This window comes from Proteus sp. TJ1640, from assembly GCF_003144445.1.
Classification (GTDB): Bacteria; Pseudomonadota; Gammaproteobacteria; order Enterobacterales; family Enterobacteriaceae; genus Proteus; species Proteus penneri.
Genome location: NZ_PENY01000010.1, coordinates 66,242 through 85,866, shown reverse-complemented (window position 1 = coordinate 85,866; position 19,625 = coordinate 66,242). Strand labels below are relative to the sequence as shown.

Genomic DNA, 19,625 nt, shown 5'->3' with positions numbered 1-19,625 from the left:
TCAGAACCTTTTAAATGTGTCGTCATCGGAAAATGAAAGTGGGCCAACTAAATGCTCTTGTTTGCTAACATCAGCAATCAACAATGGCATTAGTAAGAGTCCCATTAAGGCCGCAGCACTGGTTAATAATGCAAACATCCCAGTCCAACCATAATGCGCCATGACCTGACTTAATGGCCAACCTGCCATTGCTGCCCCTAAGTAGGCATACAATCCCAAGTAGCCAGTTACCGTGCCTGCTGCGTTTTTATGACAATATTCTGTTGCAGCAAGCCCGATTAACATCTGTGGTCCGAACACGAAAAAACCGATACTAAAAAAACAGGCTGCGAGTAACGCATAATGATGAATTGGAATTAACCAAAGCGCTGCTACTGCGGTAAAAAGCCCGAGTGAAAACAGCAATATCATTGGTGCTCGCTGGCCACGGAATAATAAATCCGAGCCCCAGCCTGAACATAACGCCCCGAGTAAGCCACCCACTTCAAATAAAGAGAGAATGGCGTTAGCACTCAATAAGTTGGCGCCATGTGTTTCTGATAACCAGATATTTCCCCAATCGTTAATCGCCATACGTATGAGATAAACCAAAATATAGGAAAAACCTAGTAACCAAATCATTCGGTTAAATAAAATGCTCTCTTTCAAAATAGTTAGCATAGGTTTAGGGGGAGAGGCTTGCTCTTGACGTAATTCAAAAACATCTCGCCGCCACACACCCACAGTAGGAAGCCCTTCTTCTGCAGGAGTTCCTTTTAATCGTACACACAACCACAGCCCGATGATGATGCCGATAATACCGGGAATAAGCAGTGCAACTTGCCAACTATAATGCGTCGCTAGCCACGCAGTTAAAATGGGAAGACTCATCCCGCCAAGGTTGATTGAGATATTCCATAATCCCCACCAGAAACCGCGTTCATTGCGTGAATACCAGTGTGTTAACAACCTTGCACAAGGGGGCCAGCCAAAGCCTTGAAAGAAACCATTTAGTGCCCAGACCAAAAGCAGTGCTGGAAAAGAGAGACAATAGGCAAAAATAATATTCATAACGCCAGTCATCACTAATCCCACACCCATAAACCAGCGATATCCCCATTTATCATGGAAAATACCGGAAATAAATTTAGATAAACCGTAAGTGAGATAAAAAAGGCTGGCTATCCAACCGATATCTCCTTTATCTAAATTCAATTCAACTTGCATAACGGGCATCACAAAGTTGACGCTTTTACGTGTGAGATAGAAAGTGGCATAACCGATAATCATCGACAGCATTAAGTTTTTGCGCCAAAAGTTATAGGTCTTATTTATTGATGCCGAATTTTTACCTGACATAACATCCTCTTTGATGTTGCAAATGTAAAAAAAATGTCGAGAAAAAGAATGAGATAAGGTTGTAGATGACTAAGACTTATTCTTAGTTTTCACTGTTTTCTTTTGAATTTGTGGGTAAGTTAACAATTATTTTCGTGCCGTGATGATTTATCACTTCCCATTCTCCGCCTAAAGCGCGAATGCGTTCTTCAATGCCTCGTAATCCAAAACCGCCACTTTGTTGTGTTGATAATGATGTGGGGAGCATACCAATACCATTATCGCTAATGATCAGTCGTAGACGGTTTTTGTTTTGGGTTAACGAAACGTCAATATAGGTTGCGTTGGCATGTTTACTAATATTATTTAATAACTCTTGTACTAAACGATAGAGGGTAAAAATTATGGTTTCGTTTTCAGGCTCTTTATCTAATGAATAATTAAAATTACAGGTGATGCCATTGTCATTGAAGGCAAATTCATTGATTAAATGATGAAGGGCTTTTTCAAGCGACATTTCTTCTAAAACAGGTGGGCGCAATTGTCGTAGCAGTTGACGTGTAGATTGATGAATTTGTAGCGCGAGCCGTTCAATTTGCTCTCCGGTTTGGCGTGTTTTGTCGTTATCTGCGGTTTTTTTAATTAACATCGATTGAATTTGGATTGCGGTAATATTTTGTCCAATTTCATCATGTAATTCGCGAGCAATGGCTTTTTTCACATCTTCTTCGGTATGAACCAATTGCTCCATTAATTCACGTCTGGCTTGAAGTTCTTGCTCTAGGCGTAATCGATAATGACGTAAATTATGGGCTAATTGCTGTTGACGACTTATCGCTATCCCTAAACCAATACCAATAATAGCTTGTGTGGTTAAGAACATTTCTAATTCACGCAAGTCATTAAATGCGCCGTTTACTTGGCGGGCAAAGGTAATCATTAAGCTTCCGAGTAATGCCGATAATACGCCACCTTGCCAGCCATAACGATAGGCCATAAAGACGTTAGGAATAAAAACGAGAATAACTAATAAGCGCTCTATTTCGGGGGTTAAGAAAACCTGTGCGCTTAATCCGATAAGACAAAATAGAAATCCCCACATTAGCAAGGAAGTTCTTAATGGCGGATCAGGTGTTCCAACAGAGATCAACGCTCGACTTTGTAATTCACGAAGATATTCATAAAGTAAAAAAACAAAAGGCGCGAGTAATATGCCACCAGTGACTGAGGTCAGAAAAATTCCGCTGGTGGTATTAATAAAAAAGCCAAGAATAAAGGCTTGTAGCAGGCTATTAAAGCCAACAGCGCCAATTAATAGAGTTAAGCGTTGCCAGTAGAGAGGATACCGCCACCAAATACGTTGCACTTCTAAGGCGATAATTAGGCTTAATAATGGAGAAAGATAAATAATAGCATGGGTAATTAACTGCTCTTGCGTTAGCCAGTAATAAAGCCCCCATTCTGCAAATAACATCGGTAGCCAAAAGCGACGCCAAAGTAAAATGATTAGGGCTAATCGCAGACCTTGAGGTAAGAAAAGGGCGGCTTGTTGCCCATTTTTACTTAAATAGAAACCAATCACCCAAAGTGATAGCCAAAGTAAAGAATAGGTGAGTAATAAAAAGAGGGATTGAAGAAGAAAACGCAGTCCCCTTTTCATGTTACAACGATCCTGTGATCAACTGATTTTTTAAGGCGAAATGAACTAAATCGATGGTTGTTTCACAGCCTAATTTACCGAGTACATTGGCTCGATGAACGTGTACGGTTTTATGGCTAAGATTAAGTTGTACTGCAATTGTTTTGACATTAACACCTTGAATTAAAAGATTAAAAATTTCTCTTTCACGAGGAGTTAAAGAATGTAATGCATCTTCTTTTTCAGGGGTATGTCGCAATGCTTTCATCGCATCAGAACAAAGATAACAGCCACCTTGATGTACCGCGCGCACGGCTTGTACTAACTCTTCAGGGCCACAACGTTTGGTTAAATAACCTCGTGCGCCAGAGTCTAGTGCACTTTGAACAAAAGCAGGGGTGTCATAGATACTTAAAATAATAGTTCGAAAATCAGGGCGCTTTTGTTTTAAGCGGTTTTGGAGTTGTAGACCGCTTTCACCGGGCATAGAGAGATCCATAACGGCAACATCAATATCATCATGTGCTAAATAAGGCCATGCTTCTTGTCCATTAGAATACTCACCCACAATGTGAATATCGGGTTCTAGCATTAACAGTTGTGCAAAACCAGAACGCACAACAATGTGATCATCTACTAAAGCAACTTTTATCATAATTTTTTATTAGTCAGAGAGTAGTCAGATAATACTTATCTGATTTATAACAAGCTACAGGAAGATAAGCGAGGAAAAATGGAGAAGAAACTCGGTTTTGAATCTTATATCTCGTTTTATCAAGGTGGATCGTGACAAGCCAATAATACCAATAGGTTATTTATTGTTCTTATTTCCCATAAGCAGGGAACCTCTGCCTATGGGAAGTAGGTAATATTTTATTAATTAAGCAACTTGAACTGGCACGGCTTTGGCTATGCGCTTCATTTCATTGTTGTCTTCAAAATAGGCGATGTTGGGTTTATGGCTACGCGCATCACTATCAGGAATTTGCACATAAGAGCAAATAATTAAGCGATCGCCAACGGCGGCTTTACGCGCAGCTGCGCCATTGACTGAAATAATTCGTGAGCCTCTTTCCGCACAAATGGCGTAAGTTGAAAAGCGTTCACCATTATCTACGTTATAAATATCAATCGCTTCATTTTCAAGAATACCAGCGGCATCCATAAAATCCTGATCAATCGCGCAAGAGCCTTCATAATGAAGATCGGCTTGTGTGACTTTTACGCGATGAAGTTTGCCTTGTAACATAGTGCGTAGCATTGTTGTGTTTCCTATTTTTCGAATAATGAATATTAAACAAGGTTAACTTGTTGGTTATCAATAAGACGAGTATTACCTAGCCATGCTGCCATTAAAATCACTGCTCGACGACTCTCTTCATTTAATGGTGTGAGTGTATCAGCATCACAAATAAAGCATTCATCTGCACGAAAACCTTTTTGTTCTAAAGTGTTTTTTGCATTTTGCAGTAGGTGATTAACATCATGATCCCCCAACTTTAATTGTTCTGCGATTTCTTGCATTGCTTGGTAAAGTGCAGGGGCTTGCTGTTTTTCATTATCAGATAATAGACGATTGCGCGAACTGAGTGCTAAACCATTTTTGTCACGTACGATAGCAACAGGAACGATGCTGATATCCATACATAAATCGTTTACCATTTTTTGGATAATTTGCAGTTGCTGGAAGTCTTTTTCACCAAACATCGCGACATCAGGTTGTACAAGATTAAAAAGTTTACTGACAACTGTTGTAACACCACGGAAATGACCAGGACGGCTTGCACCCTCCAATACAGTAGAAAGTACAGGTACATCAACCGTTGTTTGGTTTTCCATGCCATGTGGATACATCTCTTTCGCAGAAGGCGCGAAAATGATATCGACATGTTTATCACGCAGTAACTCGCAATCTTCTTGTAAAGTACGAGGGTAGTTTGCTAAATCTGCTTCTCTATCAAACTGAAGTGGATTAACAAAAATAGATGTGATAACCACATCTGCATGAAGACGGGCTTCTTCAATTAATTTTAGGTGGCCTTCATGAAGGTTACCCATAGTTGGAACCAATGCAATGCGTTTACCTTCTTGCTTTAATCGCTTGATTTCTCTGCGTAAGATAAGCGTAGTTTCAATAATTAGCATGGCGTGACTCCTTTAAACGATGTTTATAAATTAAGATAATAAATCAGTTAAATGTATGTTGTTCTTGTGGAAATAGGCCTTGCTCTACTTGCTGAACATACAGGCTAACGGCGCCTTGCAAAGAGCCTGCTTCTTGCAAGAAGTCTTTAGAGAATTTTGGAGGCTGTGGTGTTAATCCTAATAAATCATGCATAACGAGAATTTGGCCATCAGTAACATTTCCAGCACCAATACCAATAACAGGCATCGTTAGCGCGTCTGTAATCGCTTGTGCAAGAGCCACGGGAACACATTCTAAAACAGCCAGTTGCGCACCAGCCTTTTCAAGTGACATGGCATCTTGTTTTAATTGTTCTGCGGCTGCTAGTTCTCTGCCTTGAACTTTATAACCACCAAAAACATTAACGGATTGTGGTGTTAATCCTAAATGAATACAGACTGGAACAGCACGTTCGGTCAGCATTTTTACTGTCGGTATTAACCAGCTACCCCCTTCAATCTTTATCATATTCGCCCCTGCTTGCATCAAAATACCGGCATTAAGGCAAGCTTGCTCAGGTGTTGAATAAGACATAAAGGGCATATCTGCAATTAAAAAGGCATTAGGCGCACCAGCTCTTACGCAACGAGTGTGATAGGCAATTTGCTCAACAGTAACGGGTAAGGTGCTGTTATGACCTTGTAGTGTCATTCCTAAGGAATCACCAATCAACATGGCTTGAATACCTTCTTGTGCAAAAAGGTGAGCAAAACTTGCATCATAAGCAGTGAGTGTGGCGAATTTTTTCTTTTCTTGCTTATAGCGGTTTAGCGTTGAAAGCGTAGTGGGTTTCATTGTAAAAAACTCCATCAGTGTCGTTTTTGGTGTGTAGATAAAATTAATTACTTCACATAATCATTTGTTTATTAAAGAAAATATTAGATTATCAAAATAAAGCCGCTTTCGATTGTAGCATTTAAGGACTAAAAACGAAGAAAAAGTAATTAAATGAGTAATAAAAAATAATAAATGATGATTTTTATTTATATTTATCAGTTTGTTATATGTAAAAATAAATATAAAAGAATTCAAAAATAGAGAGGAAGAGCTGAATTTGAAAAATTGAGGGAAAGCAAAAGAGAAGAGATAGGCTGATACTGTGTCTATTTTTACGGTATCAACCTTTAGCATTAAGGGCGTATTAGCGTGAAATTACCACTTTTCCATGCCATTTTCAGGCACTAACGCCAATCTATCTGCTAATAACTCACCATCAGGAAAACGAAGTTCGGGGGCTAATTCCGCTAATGGATAAAGCATAAATTCGCGGACTTTAAGCCCGTAATGGGGTACCGTCAATCGCTCGGTTTGGATCACATCATCACCAAATAGCATAATATCAATATCAAGCGTTCTTGGCCCCCAACGATTGCCTTCTTTTCTGACGCGACCTTGTGCTAATTCAATTGCTTGAGTGTTATTAAGTAACTCTTCGGGTGCTAATGTTGTATCAACTACAACAGCGACATTAAGGTAATCAGGTTGATCTTGTGGTCCCATAGGGCGAGTACGATACCAAGATGATTGTGCAATTAATGTTGTTTGTGGGATCTCACTAATTGCCTTAATCGCTGAATTCACCTGATTTTCAGGTGAATCCAAATTACTTCCCAAGATGATATAAACACGTTTTTTCTGCTTATTCATGGGTGTTCTCTTGTCTGGATGCAGGTTTTGCACTTGGATGGCGAGGGCGTTTACGTGGACGTGGACGTCTACGAACCGGCGCTTGACCTAATTCAGAGACCATTGAGCGTTGTTGTGTATTGTTAGATGCTTGGAAATCAGCCCACCAACTTGCTAACGCTTCAAGATCTGGATTGCGTTGTACATTGGCACGTAATTCCAGTAAATCGAATGCGGCACGGAATTTAGGGTGCTCAAGTAATTTATTCGCTCGACGACCTTGGCGTTTCGGTAAACGTTGTTGCAATAGCCAGATATCACGCATGGTTGTGGTAATGCGTTTGGGTATCGCAATAGTACGACATTGCTCATCTAAAATATCGTTCATCGCCATAGAGAAAGAGTCATAGTAAGAAAGACCACTTTCTTGGACTAATTTTTCGGCATGTTCAATTAATGGATACCACAACATCGCCGCAAATAAGAACGCCGGATTGACTCGCATCTCTTTATTGATGCGGTAGTCCGTATTTTTGAGAATTTGATCTATCATTCTCTCCATCGGCGTATCATGTTGCTCTGTCATTTTAGAAGCAATTAGCGGAAACAGTGGTTCAAGTAATTGATGACGGCACATTAGCTTGTAAGTTTTGTAGCCTTGCCCTGTTTGTAATAATTTTAGCGACTCTTCAAAAAGACGAGCCGATGGAATATTACGTAATAAAGGGGCTAATCGGCTAATAGGCTCTGCCGTTTCTGGTGCAATTTGCATATCCAATTTGCTGGCAAAGCGAATTGCTCTAAGCATTCTGACAGGATCTTCGCGATAGCGTGTTTCAGGATCGCCTATTAAACGAATAATACCAGCTTTCAGATCCGCTAAACCGCCAACGTAATCACGTACAGCAAAATCATCAACGCCGTAATAGAGACTGTTTAATGTAAAGTCACGACGAATGGCATCTTCTTCAATTGAACCAAAAATATTGTCGCGCAGTAACATGCCACTTTGTGCTTGCTGGGATTGGTTGTTGTCTGAAACTTCATGATCTTCATGAGAACCACGGAAAGTCGCAACTTCAATCACTTCAGGGCCAAACATAATATGAGCAAGACGGAAACGACGACCGACTAAACGACTGTTGCGGAATAATCGACGTACATCTTCAGGCGTTGCATTTGTGGCAATATCAAAATCTTTTGGTTTTTTTCCCAGTAATAAGTCACGGACACCACCTCCCACTAAATAAGCCTGAAAGCCAGAGTTATTTAGTCGATAAAGTACTTTTAAGGCATTATCACTGATGTCTTTACGTGAAATTGGGTGTTGATCTCTTGGGATCACAGTCATTGGCAAATCACTCCCGTTCGCCTTTTCTTTGTTACTCTTTTTCTTACGGGGACGGTCTGCGGATATAGCAGGACGCCGACGCACAGGTTTCTGTGTTTCTTGTTTTGGTCGGTCAGATGCAGTGACTGGCCTTTCACTTGCTACCGGTTGTGTGTCTGATGACGGTGTTTGTCGCCCTAGCAGATTACGGCAGAAATGTGCTACTCGATTAAAAATATGACACCTCGAATAATAAATTCTAATAATTAAAAAAATTAAGCGGCTAATCATAGCCTACTGAACATTTTTTGAGAATGCTTTGTGTGGTTTATTCATACCTTTGTTGCTGATGATTTTGTTTTAAAATCTCAGAAGGTGACCACTGTGCTATCGCAATCTCTAGCAATGATGTTAACGAATAATCTTGCCAACCTGCAATAATGGGCTGATTAAGAAACCGTAAAGCATCGATAATGACAGGTCTTGGATCAGTATCTGGTAACGCATTCGCGTGATTTTGTTTTGATAATTTATTACCGTCATGATTTATTACTAAAGGTAAATGAGCATAACGCGGAATAGGTAAATTCAGTTGTTTATGTAAACTGATTTGTCGCAATGTGGGATCAAGTAGATCGGCTCCTCTAACAACTTCGGTTACACCCTGATAATTATCATCAATCACTGTTACTAGATTATACGCAAATAAGTTACCTTTTCTGTGAATAATCATATCTTCTAATACGATAGACGTACTCTTTGAATAATATGTACCTTGAATGGTATCTTCAAAATGATAGACGGGATGCTGTTGGATTAATCTCCATGCACTCTCTTTATCGAAAGGTGTAATATTATTCGTTAGCGGTTCGCGATGACGGCAGTGGTTATCATACACGCCCCCTAAGTCATGTAAACGATGACGGCTACAATGACAGTGGTAGCAAACACCTTCTTTCCAAAGGGTGTGTAAAATTTCACGGTAAGCATCATGGCGTTGCGATTGATAGAGGATCTCTTCATCCCAGAACAAACCATAATGTTCTAATGTGCGAATAATTTGGAGTGCAGTACCAGGAGGTTCTCTAAGAGGGTCGATATCATCAATGCGTAGAAGCCAACGCCCATGGTGCGCACGAGCTTGAAGATAACTGCCAAGTGCAGTAACCAATGAGCCAAAATGAAGTTGACCCGTTGGCGATGGCGCAAAGCGCCCAATATAGTCTGTAATCTCGTGCATCGAAAGATTCAGATTAACGCCTCAACGTATTAGGTTGAGGCGTTTGCTCATTATTAGCCAGCCATCTGTTTTTCACGGATTTCAGCTAAGGTTTTACAGTCGATACATAAATCGGCTGTAGGGCGAGCTTCTAAACGGCGAATGCCGATTTCTACTCCACAAGATTCACAGAAACCAAAGTCATCATCTTCGACTTTTTTCAGTGTTTTCTCGATTTTCTTAATGAGTTTACGTTCACGATCACGGTTACGCAGCTCAAGACTGAATTCTTCTTCTTGTGCAGCTCGGTCAACGGGATCAGGGAAGTTTGCCGCCTCATCTTGCATATGAGTAACGGTGCGGTTGACTTCATCCCTGAGCTGATTGCGCCAAGATTCAAGTATTAGCTTAAAATGCGCTAATTGGGCTTCGTTCATGTACTCTTCGCCCGCTTTTTCCTGATATGGCTCAACGCCAGCAATAGCGAGAATGCTCATGGACGATGTTTTACGCTTTTGCCCTTCTTGCATAATGCTTCTCCTACATACGCATTTCTGAATAATCCCCACCTTAAAAACAGGAAGGGGAAAAAATAGGGCGCTATAAATAGCAGATGCCCGCGAGGATAGCAATTATTCCTTTAATAAGTTTTCTCATGGTGTGAAGGTACGCAAGTAAATATCCCTTTTTAGTTAAAAAATGATTAACTAACACCATGGATTTCAATTAACCATTTGAAATAAAAGGTAATTGCTGTCCAATTGTTAATTTGTATTCACTAATATTGATGCGATAACACAAGATTTCAACCCCTGCATCACATGCTTCTTTTAGTAGTGAAGCATAGTTAGGATCAATCTCTTTAGCAACAGTCACTTCCGTAATGCCAGTATGGGGAACTGCGTAGAATAAGACAGCCCTTAAACCCAATTTTGCGATAGCGGTCAACTCTCGAAGATGTTTCTGACCACGTTCTGTTTTTGCATCAGGGAAATAACCCATACCGTTGTCGAGCAAAGTGACTGACTTCACTTCAATATAACAGTCAACTTTATGATTTGATTTAAGTAAAATATCAATACGGCTATTCTCACTACCGTATTTCACTTCTCGTTTTATCTCGTCATATTCAGATAATTCTGGAATGTCACCCGCCTCAATCGCATCAGCAATAATCCCATTCGCTCTTAAGGTATTTACACAAATCCAATCATCGGTTTGAGTTTGAGTCAGTTCCCAGCTGTGCGGATATTTTCTTTTTGCATTCAAAGAGGTGGAGTACCAAACAGTATCACCAGGTGTCGCACATCCCGTCATTGCACCTGTGTTGGCACAATGGAGCGTGAATTCTTCCCCATTAGGGGTAACAACGTCTGCTAAAAAACGCTTATATCGTTTTAGTAAAGTGGCAGATTGTAGCGGTTGCTCAAATTTCATGATCACTCCGATGAAAATATGACCTTTAATAAAGCGCTAATGCTACAATGCCAAGCCGAGAAAGTTAATGAGTCATGGAGCCTGTGTGCATTTATTGCCAATCTTTGATGTAACAGAAAAAATCGTTACTGCGTTAAAACAATCCCCACAAGTTTTGCTTCATGCACCTACAGGTGCCGGTAAATCCACGGCGCTTCCTCTCTATTTACTGGAGCAAAATTGCTTTGATGGCAAAATAATTTTATTAGAGCCAAGAAGAATAGCGGCTAAAAGTATTGCTTATCGTTTAGCAAATCAACTCAATGAGGAAGTTGGAAATACGGTAGGTTATCGTATGAAAGCGGAAAGCAAAGTCAGCTCAAAAACTCGACTTGAAGTGGTAACAGAAGGTGTATTAAACCGCATGTTACAGCAAGATCCAGAGTTGACTGGCGTAAGCCTTGTAATGTTAGATGAATTTCATGAACGCAGCTTACAAGCGGATTTAGCTCTAGCGCTATTGCTTGATGTACAGATGGGATTACGCGATGATTTGCGTGTTTTGATTATGTCCGCGACCTTAGATAATCAAAAAATTACCTCACTACTACCTGATGCCCCTATGATCAGTGCGCAAGGGCGCAGTTATCCCGTCGAAAGAGTGTATTTTCCTATCAATACGCATCAACCCTTTGAACAAGAAATTGCCACAATGGCGTTGCGATTATTGGCGCAAGAAACCGGCTCTATGCTGATATTCTTGCCGGGAAGTGCAGAAATAGTACGCGTTGCAGATATTCTAAAAGATAAAGTGGATGACAATATTTTACTATTTCCACTTTATGGCGCCCTTTCATTAGCAGAACAACAAAAAGCGATTGAACCGACTGAAAAAGGTTATCGAAAAATCGTACTTGCTACCAATATTGCAGAAACCAGTCTGACTATTGAAGGTATTCGCTTAGTCCTTGATAGTGCTATTGAGAAACGCGCTCAGTTTGATTTAAAAAGCGGTGTCACTAGCTTAGTGCGTCAAAGGATTAGCCAATCGTCACAAACACAACGAGCTGGGCGAGCTGGGCGTCTTGAGGCAGGTATTTGCTGGCATTTAATCAGCCAAGAGCAGGCAGAGCGTGTTGCTTCTCACCAAATACCTGAAATTTTAACTAGTGACTTATCGTCGTTATGGCTTTCCGTCTTGCAGTGGGGATGTCGTGACATTAATCAATTGAGTTGGTTGGATACACCAACCCCACAAGCATTGAATGCAGCTAAAGATTTATTGTATCGTTTAGGCGCTATTGATAAGCAAGATGGATTAACACCACGTGGTTTGCGTATGGCGCAATGGGGAATAGAACCTCGATTAGCCGCGATTTTAGATTATGCGAGTGAGCAAAGTGACAATCATCTTGCGACGGCAGCACGCTTATGTGCAATCTTAGAAGAGCCTCCACGAGGGCAGGAAATTAATCTAGAATGGGTTTCTCAACAGAAAAACATGTTCTGGACACGACGTGAAAAACAGCTTTCTCAACATCGGAAAGGGATTTTTTGTCCTGAATTATTAGGTTCATTATTAGCTGTCGGGTTTCCTGATAGAATTGCTAAAAATCGTGATAATCAAGGTCGTTTTCGTTTAGCCAATGGGCAAGGTGCCATGATGGATGATGCGCATTCTATGAGTAATGCACAGTGGATCTTAGCGCCGTTATTACTACAAAATGTACATTATGCCGATGTGCGCATTTTATTAGCACTACCCATTGATATCGATGAAATATCAGCTATCTTTCCTGATCTTATTGAAAATAATACCACGGTTGAATGGGATGAAAAACGAGGTACATTAGTTGCATGGCAACAGCGTCAATTAGGGCGATTAACTTTAAGCCAGCGACAATTAGACAAACCCAATAAGCAACAAATGCAACAAGCATTATTGAATTGGTTGAGAGATAACGGTTTAAAGGCTTTAGCGCTGAATGAAGAGACTCAACAGCTTTTTATTCGCCTTTCTTTAGCGAAAAAATGGTGTCCAGAAGCCTTATTACCTGATTTAGCAGAAACGGTGTTACTTGAAACTTTAGAAACATGGCTTTTGCCTGAATTGGGGGAAGTTCAGACATTAAAAGCATTACAACAAATTGATATTAATACAATTATTAAAAACCAATTAACGTGGCATGAAAATCAGTTACTACAAAGTTTATTTCCAACGCATTATTTAGCACCAACAGGGACAAAAGTGGCGATCCAATATGATTTAGAGTTACCGCCAGTCATTGCGATCCGCATTCAAGAAGTTTATGGCGAACAACAAAGCCTTATTATTGCGAATGGTCAATTGCCTGTAGTCATGGAATTATTATCACCAGCCCATCGTCCCATCCAAAAAACACAAGATCTGGCGACATTTTGGGCTGGAAGTTATAAAGAGGTGCAAAAAGAGATGAAAGGACGTTACCCCAAGCATTTATGGCCTGATGATCCGGCGAATACGGCACCGACTCGACGAGTAAAAAAATATAGCCAATAAGTTAATTTAAGTTTTTATCGTAGATTATCCCTATTTGAGAGCTTTCTTGTGGGATCACACGGAAAAATAGCGACAATGTTAGGCTTCTTTATCCCGTGATAAAGGGGTTTTTATGAGAGATAGCGTTCATGAGTAGAAAGAAAAGACCAGTGAAACAAACCAAAAGAGGGCGTTCTTGGTTTTGGTTATTTGTCAAAATCGCCATTGTGGTTGCGGTTTTAATGGGGATTTATGGGGTTTATTTACATTCTCAAATCAAAGAGCGCCTTGATGGTAATGTTTGGGAATTACCCGCTGCGGTTTACGGACGTACCGTCAACTTAGAGCCGGGCATGAATTATAGCCAAAAAGAGATGGTGAGCTTACTCGAAGGTATGCAATACCGCAATGTTAACAAAATCACTCGTCCTGGCGAATTTGTGGTAAGAGGCAACACGATTGAAATGTTGCGCCGACCTTTCGATTTTCCTGATGGCCGTGAAGAGCAAATTTTAGCTAAATTAACCTTTGAGCAGAATTCATTGGTTAGTATTACTAACATGGATAATCAACGGCAGTTTGGTTTTTTCCGTCTTGATCCTAAATTAATTACCATGATGCAATCTGCAAATGGTGAACAACGCTTATTCTTAGCAAGAGATAAATTTCCACAATTATTAGTGGATACATTAATTGCAACAGAAGATCGCCGTTTCTATGAGCATGATGGAATTAGCCTTTATTCGATTGGGCGCGCAGTATTAGCAAACTTTACTGCCGGTAAAGCGGTTCAAGGTGGGAGTACCTTAACGCAACAGTTAGTGAAGAACCTATTTTTGACTAACGAAAGAACGTTAAAAAGAAAGCTTAATGAAGCCTATATGGCGATCATTATGGATGCGAGTTATAGCAAAGATCGTATTTTAGAGCTGTATCTTAATGAGGTTTTTTTAGGGCAAAGTGGTGATGAACAAATTCGAGGTTTCCCTTTAGCGAGCCTTTACTATTTTGGTCGTCCTGTTGATGAATTAAGCCTTGATCAGCAAGCTCTTTTAGTGGGGATGGTTAAAGGCGCGTCTGCTTATAACCCATGGCGTAACCCCAAATCTGCGTTAGAGCGTCGTAATGTGGTATTAAAATTGCTGCAAACCCAAGAGATAATCGACCAAGAGCTTTACAATGTGCTGAGTGCGCGCCCTTTAGGTGTGAAACCACGTAGTGAAGCGTTAACGCCTCAACCTGCATTTATGCAATTGGTTCGCCAAGAGTTACAAACAACCCTGGGCGATAAAGTAAAAGATTTATCGGGTACAAAAATTTTCACTACATTAGATCCTGTCTCGCAAGATGCAGCTGAAAAAGCAGTTGAAGTGGGCGTTGCCGATATACGTAAAGTGCGTAAAATTGACGATCTTGAAGGGGCGATGGTTGTTGTGGATCGCTTAAGTGGAGAGGTGAGAGCATTAGTGGGAGGCTCTCAACCACAATATGCAGGCTTTAATCGTGCATTATCAGCCCGTCGCTCAATCGGTTCTTTAGCAAAACCGGCTACCTACTTAACGGCATTAAGTGAACCTGAGCGTTTTCGTTTAAATACCTGGCTTGCAGATGAACCTATTTCTGTGCCTATTCCAGGGGGCAAACCTTGGCAACCTCGTAACTACGATCGCGGTTATAAAGGTAAATTAATGTTGGTGGATGCATTAGCAACCTCACGTAATGTTCCTACCGTTAATCTGGGTTTAGAAGTCGGGTTAGATCGAGTGATCCAAACTTGGATTAACTTAGGTGCCCCCGCAGAAAATCTGGAAAAAGTGCCTGCGATGCTATTAGGCGCATTAAACTTAACACCAATGGAAGTCGCTCAAACTTTCCAAACAATTGGTAGTTTAGGTAATCGTGCAAAATTATCATCATTGCGTTCTGTTATTGCCCAAGATGGTACTGTGCTTTACCAAAGTTACCCTCAAGCAGAAACGACGGTTTCGCCACAAGCGGCTTATATGACGCTATTTGGTATGCAACAAGTGGTGAATTCGGGTACAGCATGGCGTGTATTAAAACCAAAATTTGGTAATTACAATCTTGCAGGTAAAACGGGTACGACAAACGATCTCCGTGATAGTTGGTTTGCGGGGATTGATGGCAAAGAAGTGACGATTTCATGGATGGGGCGCGATAATAATGGCCCAACGAACTTAACGGGTTCAACAGGGGCATTGTTGCTTTATCGTAATTATCTACAGAATCAGGCACCGCTGAAATTAAACCCACCAGCACCAGAAGATATTGCAGAGATGTCTGTTGATGCTCAAGGTAACTTTGCTTGTTATGGTGGTGGTGTTCGTACCTTACCTGTATGGACAGCAAATCCAGATGGATTGTGCACACCTGTTCAGCAAGATACTGATGAAAGTGGCGCACCAAAGTGGTTACAAGATCTGTTTTCTGAGTAAGTGATCACGTAGATTAGCTAAAATAAAAACGGCACGTGAGTGCCGTTTTTATTGATCTCTGAACAGCGCTAACTAGCCTTTCATTTTTCCAAATGCATATTCCGCTGCATCAATAGTGCGTTGAATATCTTCTTTGGTATGAGCAATAGACATAAAGCCAGCTTCAAATGCTGAAGGTGCAAGGTAGATGCGCTTTTCTAACATTAAATGGAAGAATTGTTTAAAGCGTTCAACATCGCAGTTCATCACATCTTGATAGCAAGTCACTTCTTTTGCATCTGTAAAGAACAGACCAAACATCCCGCCAACATGGTTGATAACCATTGGAATGCCCGCTTGTTGTGCTTTTTCAAGTAAACCATCCGCTAGCATTGTTGTGAGTTCATCTAATGTTTGATGAACCCCCGGTTGTGAGACTTCGTGTAAACAGGCTAAACCTGCTGCCATTGCAATTGGGTTGCCTGATAAGGTTCCCGCTTGATAAACAGGGCCAATTGGCGCGAGTTTAGACATCACTTCCATATGTCCACCAAATGCACCTACAGGCATACCGCCACCGATAATTTTACCTAAACATGTTAAGTCAGGATCAACATCGTAATAAGCTTGTGCGCCACCTAATGCCACGCGAAAGCCTGTCATCACTTCATCAATAATCAGTAATGCACCAAACTCATCACATAACGCACGTAAACCCGGTAAGAAGTCTGCTTTTGGTGGTACGCAGTTCATATTGCCTGCAACTGGTTCAACAATGATACAAGCTATTTCTTCTGGATAGTTTTCAAAGGCTTGGCGTACAGAGTTTAAATCGTTATAAGTGCAAGTTAAGGTGTGTTTGACAAAATCAGCGGGTACGCCCGGTGAATTAGGTTGGCCCATGGTTAATGCACCAGACCCCGCTTTTACTAATAGGCAATCTGCATGACCGTGGTAGCAACCTTCAAATTTAATGATTTTGTCACGACCCGTGTAACCACGAGCAAGGCGGATCGCGCTCATTGTCGCTTCTGTACCTGAGTTCACCATGCGAACCATATCCATTGAAGGTACCAGTTCAGTGACTAGGTTTGCCATTTCAACTTCAGCCGCTGTTGGCGCGCCAAAACTTAATCCTTTTTGTACCGCATCAGTAACAGCATCACGAATAGCAGGGTGATTATGACCTAAAACCATTGGTCCCCATGAGCCAACATAGTCAAGGTAAGCACGTCCATCGGCATCATAAATATACGCACCATTAGCACGTTCAATAAAAAGAGGGTTTCCGCCTACACCGTTAAATGCTCTAACAGGTGAGTTGACACCGCCGGGGATCACTTGTTGTGCGAGATTATAAAGCGTTTCAGACTTGCTCATGTCAGACTCCTAATGATGGGTGAGCGTAAGATTAAGGCGTATTCTAAAGCACCACGCTGATGAAGCCAAATTACGGCAACAAGATTTTGATTTCTCACTATTATTGTGGGTACGTGGTTTATCGTAAAAAGTGATAGGTAGCAAAAAGTGTATTTTGTCCACAACAAACTTGAAGGTTATGAGCAGGTATTAGATAATCATCACATTATATCAGCAAGAAAGATAAATTTTTGCTGGCTGTTTTTTTGCTGGAATACCCAGTCTGGAGTGAACAATGAGTGATGATATGGCTCTGCCGTTACAATTTACTGACGCGGCTGCAAATAAAGTAAAAGATCTGATTGCAGATGAAGAAAATCCAAATCTGCGTTTACGTGTTTATATCACGGGTGGCGGTTGTAGCGGATTCCAGTATGGTTTTACCTTTGATGATGCAATGAATGAAGGTGATATGACCATAGAAAAACAAGGCGTTGCTTTAGTGGTTGATCCAATGAGCTTGCAGTATTTAGTAGGCGGTTGTGTGGATTATACCGAAGGATTGGAGGGGTCGCGTTTTATTGTGACGAATCCTAATGCTAAGAGTACGTGTGGTTGCGGCTCTTCTTTTAGTATCTGATCCTTCTTTGGCGTCGTGGCTGTGCAGTAGTGCCACGACGTTAAATGCTCACATACTAATGTATGCTCCGCTTACTGTGCGCTGTCTGCCTTGTTGCACTGCTTGCTCGCTCACGACTTTTGTTTGTGAAAGTTAAAGACAAAATCTGTCAAAATTCAAAATTCAAAATTCAAAATTCAAAATTCAAAATTCAAAATTCAAAATCCCTTCTATGTTTCTAATCAATGGCTCGCAATAGCCTCACAAATTTGTTTTGCCGCATTAATAACACGTGGAGCTGGTCGACTAAAACTGTCTTCATCAATAGCAATAACAGGTACAGAGAGTTGAGGTTGCCAAAATGCTTTTATTGTAGGTATTTGAGCTGCCTTACCACTGAATATAATCAAATCAGGGTGTTTTGTAAGTACTTGCTCACGGCTTACTTGAGGCCATGCCACAGGGCTGTTAGCAAAGATATTCTCTCCACCGCAAAGTTCCGTAATATGGCTCTGTAATGTGCTATTTGATGTAGTAAATAATGGTTGCATTCCAAATTGAATGAATACTTTTTTCTTGGCGTGATCCGATATATTTGATGCGTATTGTTGCTGTAATATCTGATATTGCTGGCGTAATTGTTGGGCATTGTTTAAAGCAATATCAGGATGATGGCTATAACTGGAAAGAGTAACGAGATCGTCTGCAATTTCTTCAATACTTTGTGGATCAGAATAAATAATAGGAATACCCAAAGCTTTTAACTGATCTAATGGACGTTGTGGATTACCGCCTTGCCATGCAATCACTAAATCGGGTTGTAATAATAGAATGCGTTCAATATTAATCCCCTGCCAATTAGCTACTTGTTCAATATTTTTAGCCTCCTCCGGATAATCAGAGTAAGCACTAACTCCGACAATATTATCTCCCATGCCCGCGGCATAAGCCATTTCAGTGGCTGATGGCGATAGCGTAATAACACGATCAGCAGGCGTGATAGCAATAGCAACATTAAGCCAAAATAATGGGCAGAGTAATAATCCAAGATTGATAAATAAACGCATTACTTTTCCAATAATAAAAAAATACCCACCTATTTTTTATCTTAGAATAAGTAAAAAATAAAGGTGAGGTATTGATAAAGCAGTTTTAAGATTATCTCGACTTAATTAGTCTTTTAATTTATCCAATATCGCTGTCACCATTAAGCTTGATTGTTCTGCGGCGACAGATAAAAATTCATCAAAACTTAAGTGTGACTCTTTATCAGCCACATCAGAAATAGCTCGAACTACAACAAATGGTGTATCGAACTGATGGCAAACATGACCAATTGCGGTTGATTCCATTTCTACGGCAACAACATCTGGGAATGTGCGACGGATACGAGCTAAAGGTTCTGCACCATTAATAAAAGCATCACCACTACAAATTAAACCACGAACTGCATTTAATTTTAGTGATTCAATACACGCTTCTGCGACGCTAATAAGTTTAGGATCTGCAATAAAAGCGGGGGGACATTGTGCCATTTGACCTGGTTCATAACCAAACGCAGTCACATCTGCATCGTGATAGCGGACTTCAGTTGAAATAACGATATCACCAACATTTAATCTTGAGTCTAAGCCACCCGCAGAGCCAGTATTGATAACGACATCAGGACGAAAATGCTCAAGTAATAATGTTGTACCGATCGCGGCGGCAACTTTACCAATACCTGATTTTAGTAATGCAACATCAACACCATTAATTTTGCCTGTATAGATTTCACAACCGCCACGGGATAAGATTTGGCAATCTTCAATTTTATCACGCAGAAGTGTGACTTCTTGCTCCATTGCACCTATTACGCCAACTCTCATTGTGTCATACTCACTTGTAGGTTAAGAATAAATAAAATTTAAATAGAGTTTAACATCTATCGGAAAAACACGATATAACACAAAGGATAGAGAA

17 protein-coding genes are annotated in these 19,625 nt (G+C 40.6%); 3 read left to right on the top strand and 14 right to left on the bottom strand.

What is annotated here, in order from left to right:
• From uhpC to sfsA, 11 genes are all read right to left on the bottom strand, one after another.
• Window positions 1-1,353: an MFS transporter family glucose-6-phosphate receptor UhpC gene (gene uhpC, locus DK861_RS03385; RefSeq protein ID WP_275425642.1), complete on the bottom strand. Its 1,353-nt coding sequence runs from the start codon at window positions 1,351-1,353 to the stop codon at window positions 1-3.
• Between the two features lie 67 nt (window positions 1,354-1,420).
• Window positions 1,421-2,977: an MASE1 domain-containing protein gene (locus DK861_RS03380; protein WP_109399247.1), complete on the bottom strand. Its 1,557-nt coding sequence runs from the start codon at window positions 2,975-2,977 to the stop codon at window positions 1,421-1,423.
• A 1-nt stretch (window position 2,978) separates the two neighbouring features.
• The gene (locus tag DK861_RS03375; protein ID WP_072063602.1) at window positions 2,979-3,611 is read right to left on the bottom strand and encodes a response regulator transcription factor; all 633 of its coding nucleotides are present in this window, start codon (window positions 3,609-3,611) and stop codon (window positions 2,979-2,981) included.
• A gap of 225 nt (window positions 3,612-3,836) precedes the next feature.
• Window positions 3,837-4,217 (bottom strand): aspartate 1-decarboxylase, encoded by a 381-nt coding sequence (panD, locus tag DK861_RS03370; RefSeq protein WP_036932765.1) that lies wholly within the window; start codon window positions 4,215-4,217, stop codon window positions 3,837-3,839.
• A 32-nt stretch (window positions 4,218-4,249) separates the two neighbouring features.
• A complete protein-coding gene (panC, locus tag DK861_RS03365; RefSeq protein WP_072063601.1) occupies window positions 4,250-5,101 on the bottom strand; it encodes a pantoate--beta-alanine ligase in 852 nt (283 codons plus the stop codon).
• A 43-nt stretch (window positions 5,102-5,144) separates the two neighbouring features.
• Entirely contained in the window at window positions 5,145-5,936 is a 792-nt protein-coding gene (gene panB / locus DK861_RS03360; RefSeq protein WP_109399246.1) for a 3-methyl-2-oxobutanoate hydroxymethyltransferase, read from the bottom strand.
• Between the two features lie 357 nt (window positions 5,937-6,293).
• Complete coding sequence (gene folK / locus DK861_RS03355) at window positions 6,294-6,788, bottom strand: 2-amino-4-hydroxy-6-hydroxymethyldihydropteridine diphosphokinase (protein ID WP_006534956.1); 495 nt, start codon at window positions 6,786-6,788, stop codon at window positions 6,294-6,296.
• Window positions 6,781-8,388, bottom strand: a complete 1,608-nt coding sequence (pcnB, locus tag DK861_RS03350; protein WP_109399245.1) for a polynucleotide adenylyltransferase PcnB — start codon at window positions 8,386-8,388, stop codon at window positions 6,781-6,783. Before pcnB ends, folK begins: the two co-directional genes overlap by 8 nt.
• Before the next feature lie 37 nt (window positions 8,389-8,425).
• Complete coding sequence (gene gluQRS, locus DK861_RS03345) at window positions 8,426-9,337, bottom strand: tRNA glutamyl-Q(34) synthetase GluQRS (RefSeq protein ID WP_109399244.1); 912 nt, start codon at window positions 9,335-9,337, stop codon at window positions 8,426-8,428.
• A gap of 53 nt (window positions 9,338-9,390) precedes the next feature.
• Window positions 9,391-9,846: an RNA polymerase-binding protein DksA gene (gene dksA, locus DK861_RS03340; RefSeq protein ID WP_023580786.1), complete on the bottom strand. Its 456-nt coding sequence runs from the start codon at window positions 9,844-9,846 to the stop codon at window positions 9,391-9,393.
• Window positions 9,847-10,042: 196 nt separating this feature from the next.
• Window positions 10,043-10,753 carry a DNA/RNA nuclease SfsA gene (gene sfsA / locus DK861_RS03335; RefSeq protein WP_109399243.1) on the bottom strand — a complete coding sequence of 237 codons (711 nt, stop codon included), beginning with the start codon at window positions 10,751-10,753 and terminating at the stop codon, window positions 10,043-10,045.
• 85 nt (window positions 10,754-10,838) lie between these two features.
• On the opposite strand from sfsA, the gene hrpB reads away from it, so the two are divergent.
• Window positions 10,839-13,271 carry an ATP-dependent helicase HrpB gene (gene hrpB / locus DK861_RS03330; RefSeq protein ID WP_109399242.1) on the top strand — a complete coding sequence of 811 codons (2,433 nt, stop codon included), beginning with the start codon at window positions 10,839-10,841 and terminating at the stop codon, window positions 13,269-13,271.
• Between the two features lie 128 nt (window positions 13,272-13,399).
• The gene (gene mrcB / locus DK861_RS03325; RefSeq protein WP_109399241.1) at window positions 13,400-15,706 is read left to right on the top strand and encodes a bifunctional glycosyl transferase/transpeptidase; all 2,307 of its coding nucleotides are present in this window, start codon (window positions 13,400-13,402) and stop codon (window positions 15,704-15,706) included.
• Between the two features lie 72 nt (window positions 15,707-15,778).
• On the opposite strand, the gene hemL is transcribed toward mrcB, so the two are convergent.
• Window positions 15,779-17,065: a glutamate-1-semialdehyde 2,1-aminomutase gene (gene hemL / locus DK861_RS03320; protein WP_109399240.1), complete on the bottom strand. Its 1,287-nt coding sequence runs from the start codon at window positions 17,063-17,065 to the stop codon at window positions 15,779-15,781.
• A gap of 274 nt (window positions 17,066-17,339) precedes the next feature.
• Here hemL and erpA point away from each other — a divergent pair, with 274 nt between their 5' ends.
• Window positions 17,340-17,684: an iron-sulfur cluster insertion protein ErpA gene (gene erpA, locus DK861_RS03315; RefSeq protein ID WP_006534944.1), complete on the top strand. Its 345-nt coding sequence runs from the start codon at window positions 17,340-17,342 to the stop codon at window positions 17,682-17,684.
• A gap of 221 nt (window positions 17,685-17,905) precedes the next feature.
• Here the strand turns inward: erpA and btuF are convergent, their stop codons facing one another.
• Both btuF and mtnN read right to left on the bottom strand, forming a co-directional pair.
• On the bottom strand, window positions 17,906-18,730 hold the full coding sequence (gene btuF / locus DK861_RS03310) for a vitamin B12 ABC transporter substrate-binding protein BtuF (RefSeq protein WP_109399239.1): 825 nt from the start codon (window positions 18,728-18,730) through the stop codon (window positions 17,906-17,908).
• Window positions 18,731-18,835: 105 nt separating this feature from the next.
• Window positions 18,836-19,531, bottom strand: coding sequence for a 5'-methylthioadenosine/S-adenosylhomocysteine nucleosidase (gene mtnN / locus DK861_RS03305; protein WP_109399238.1), 696 nt, complete (start codon window positions 19,529-19,531; stop codon window positions 18,836-18,838).
• Between the last annotated feature and the right edge of the window lie 94 nt (window positions 19,532-19,625).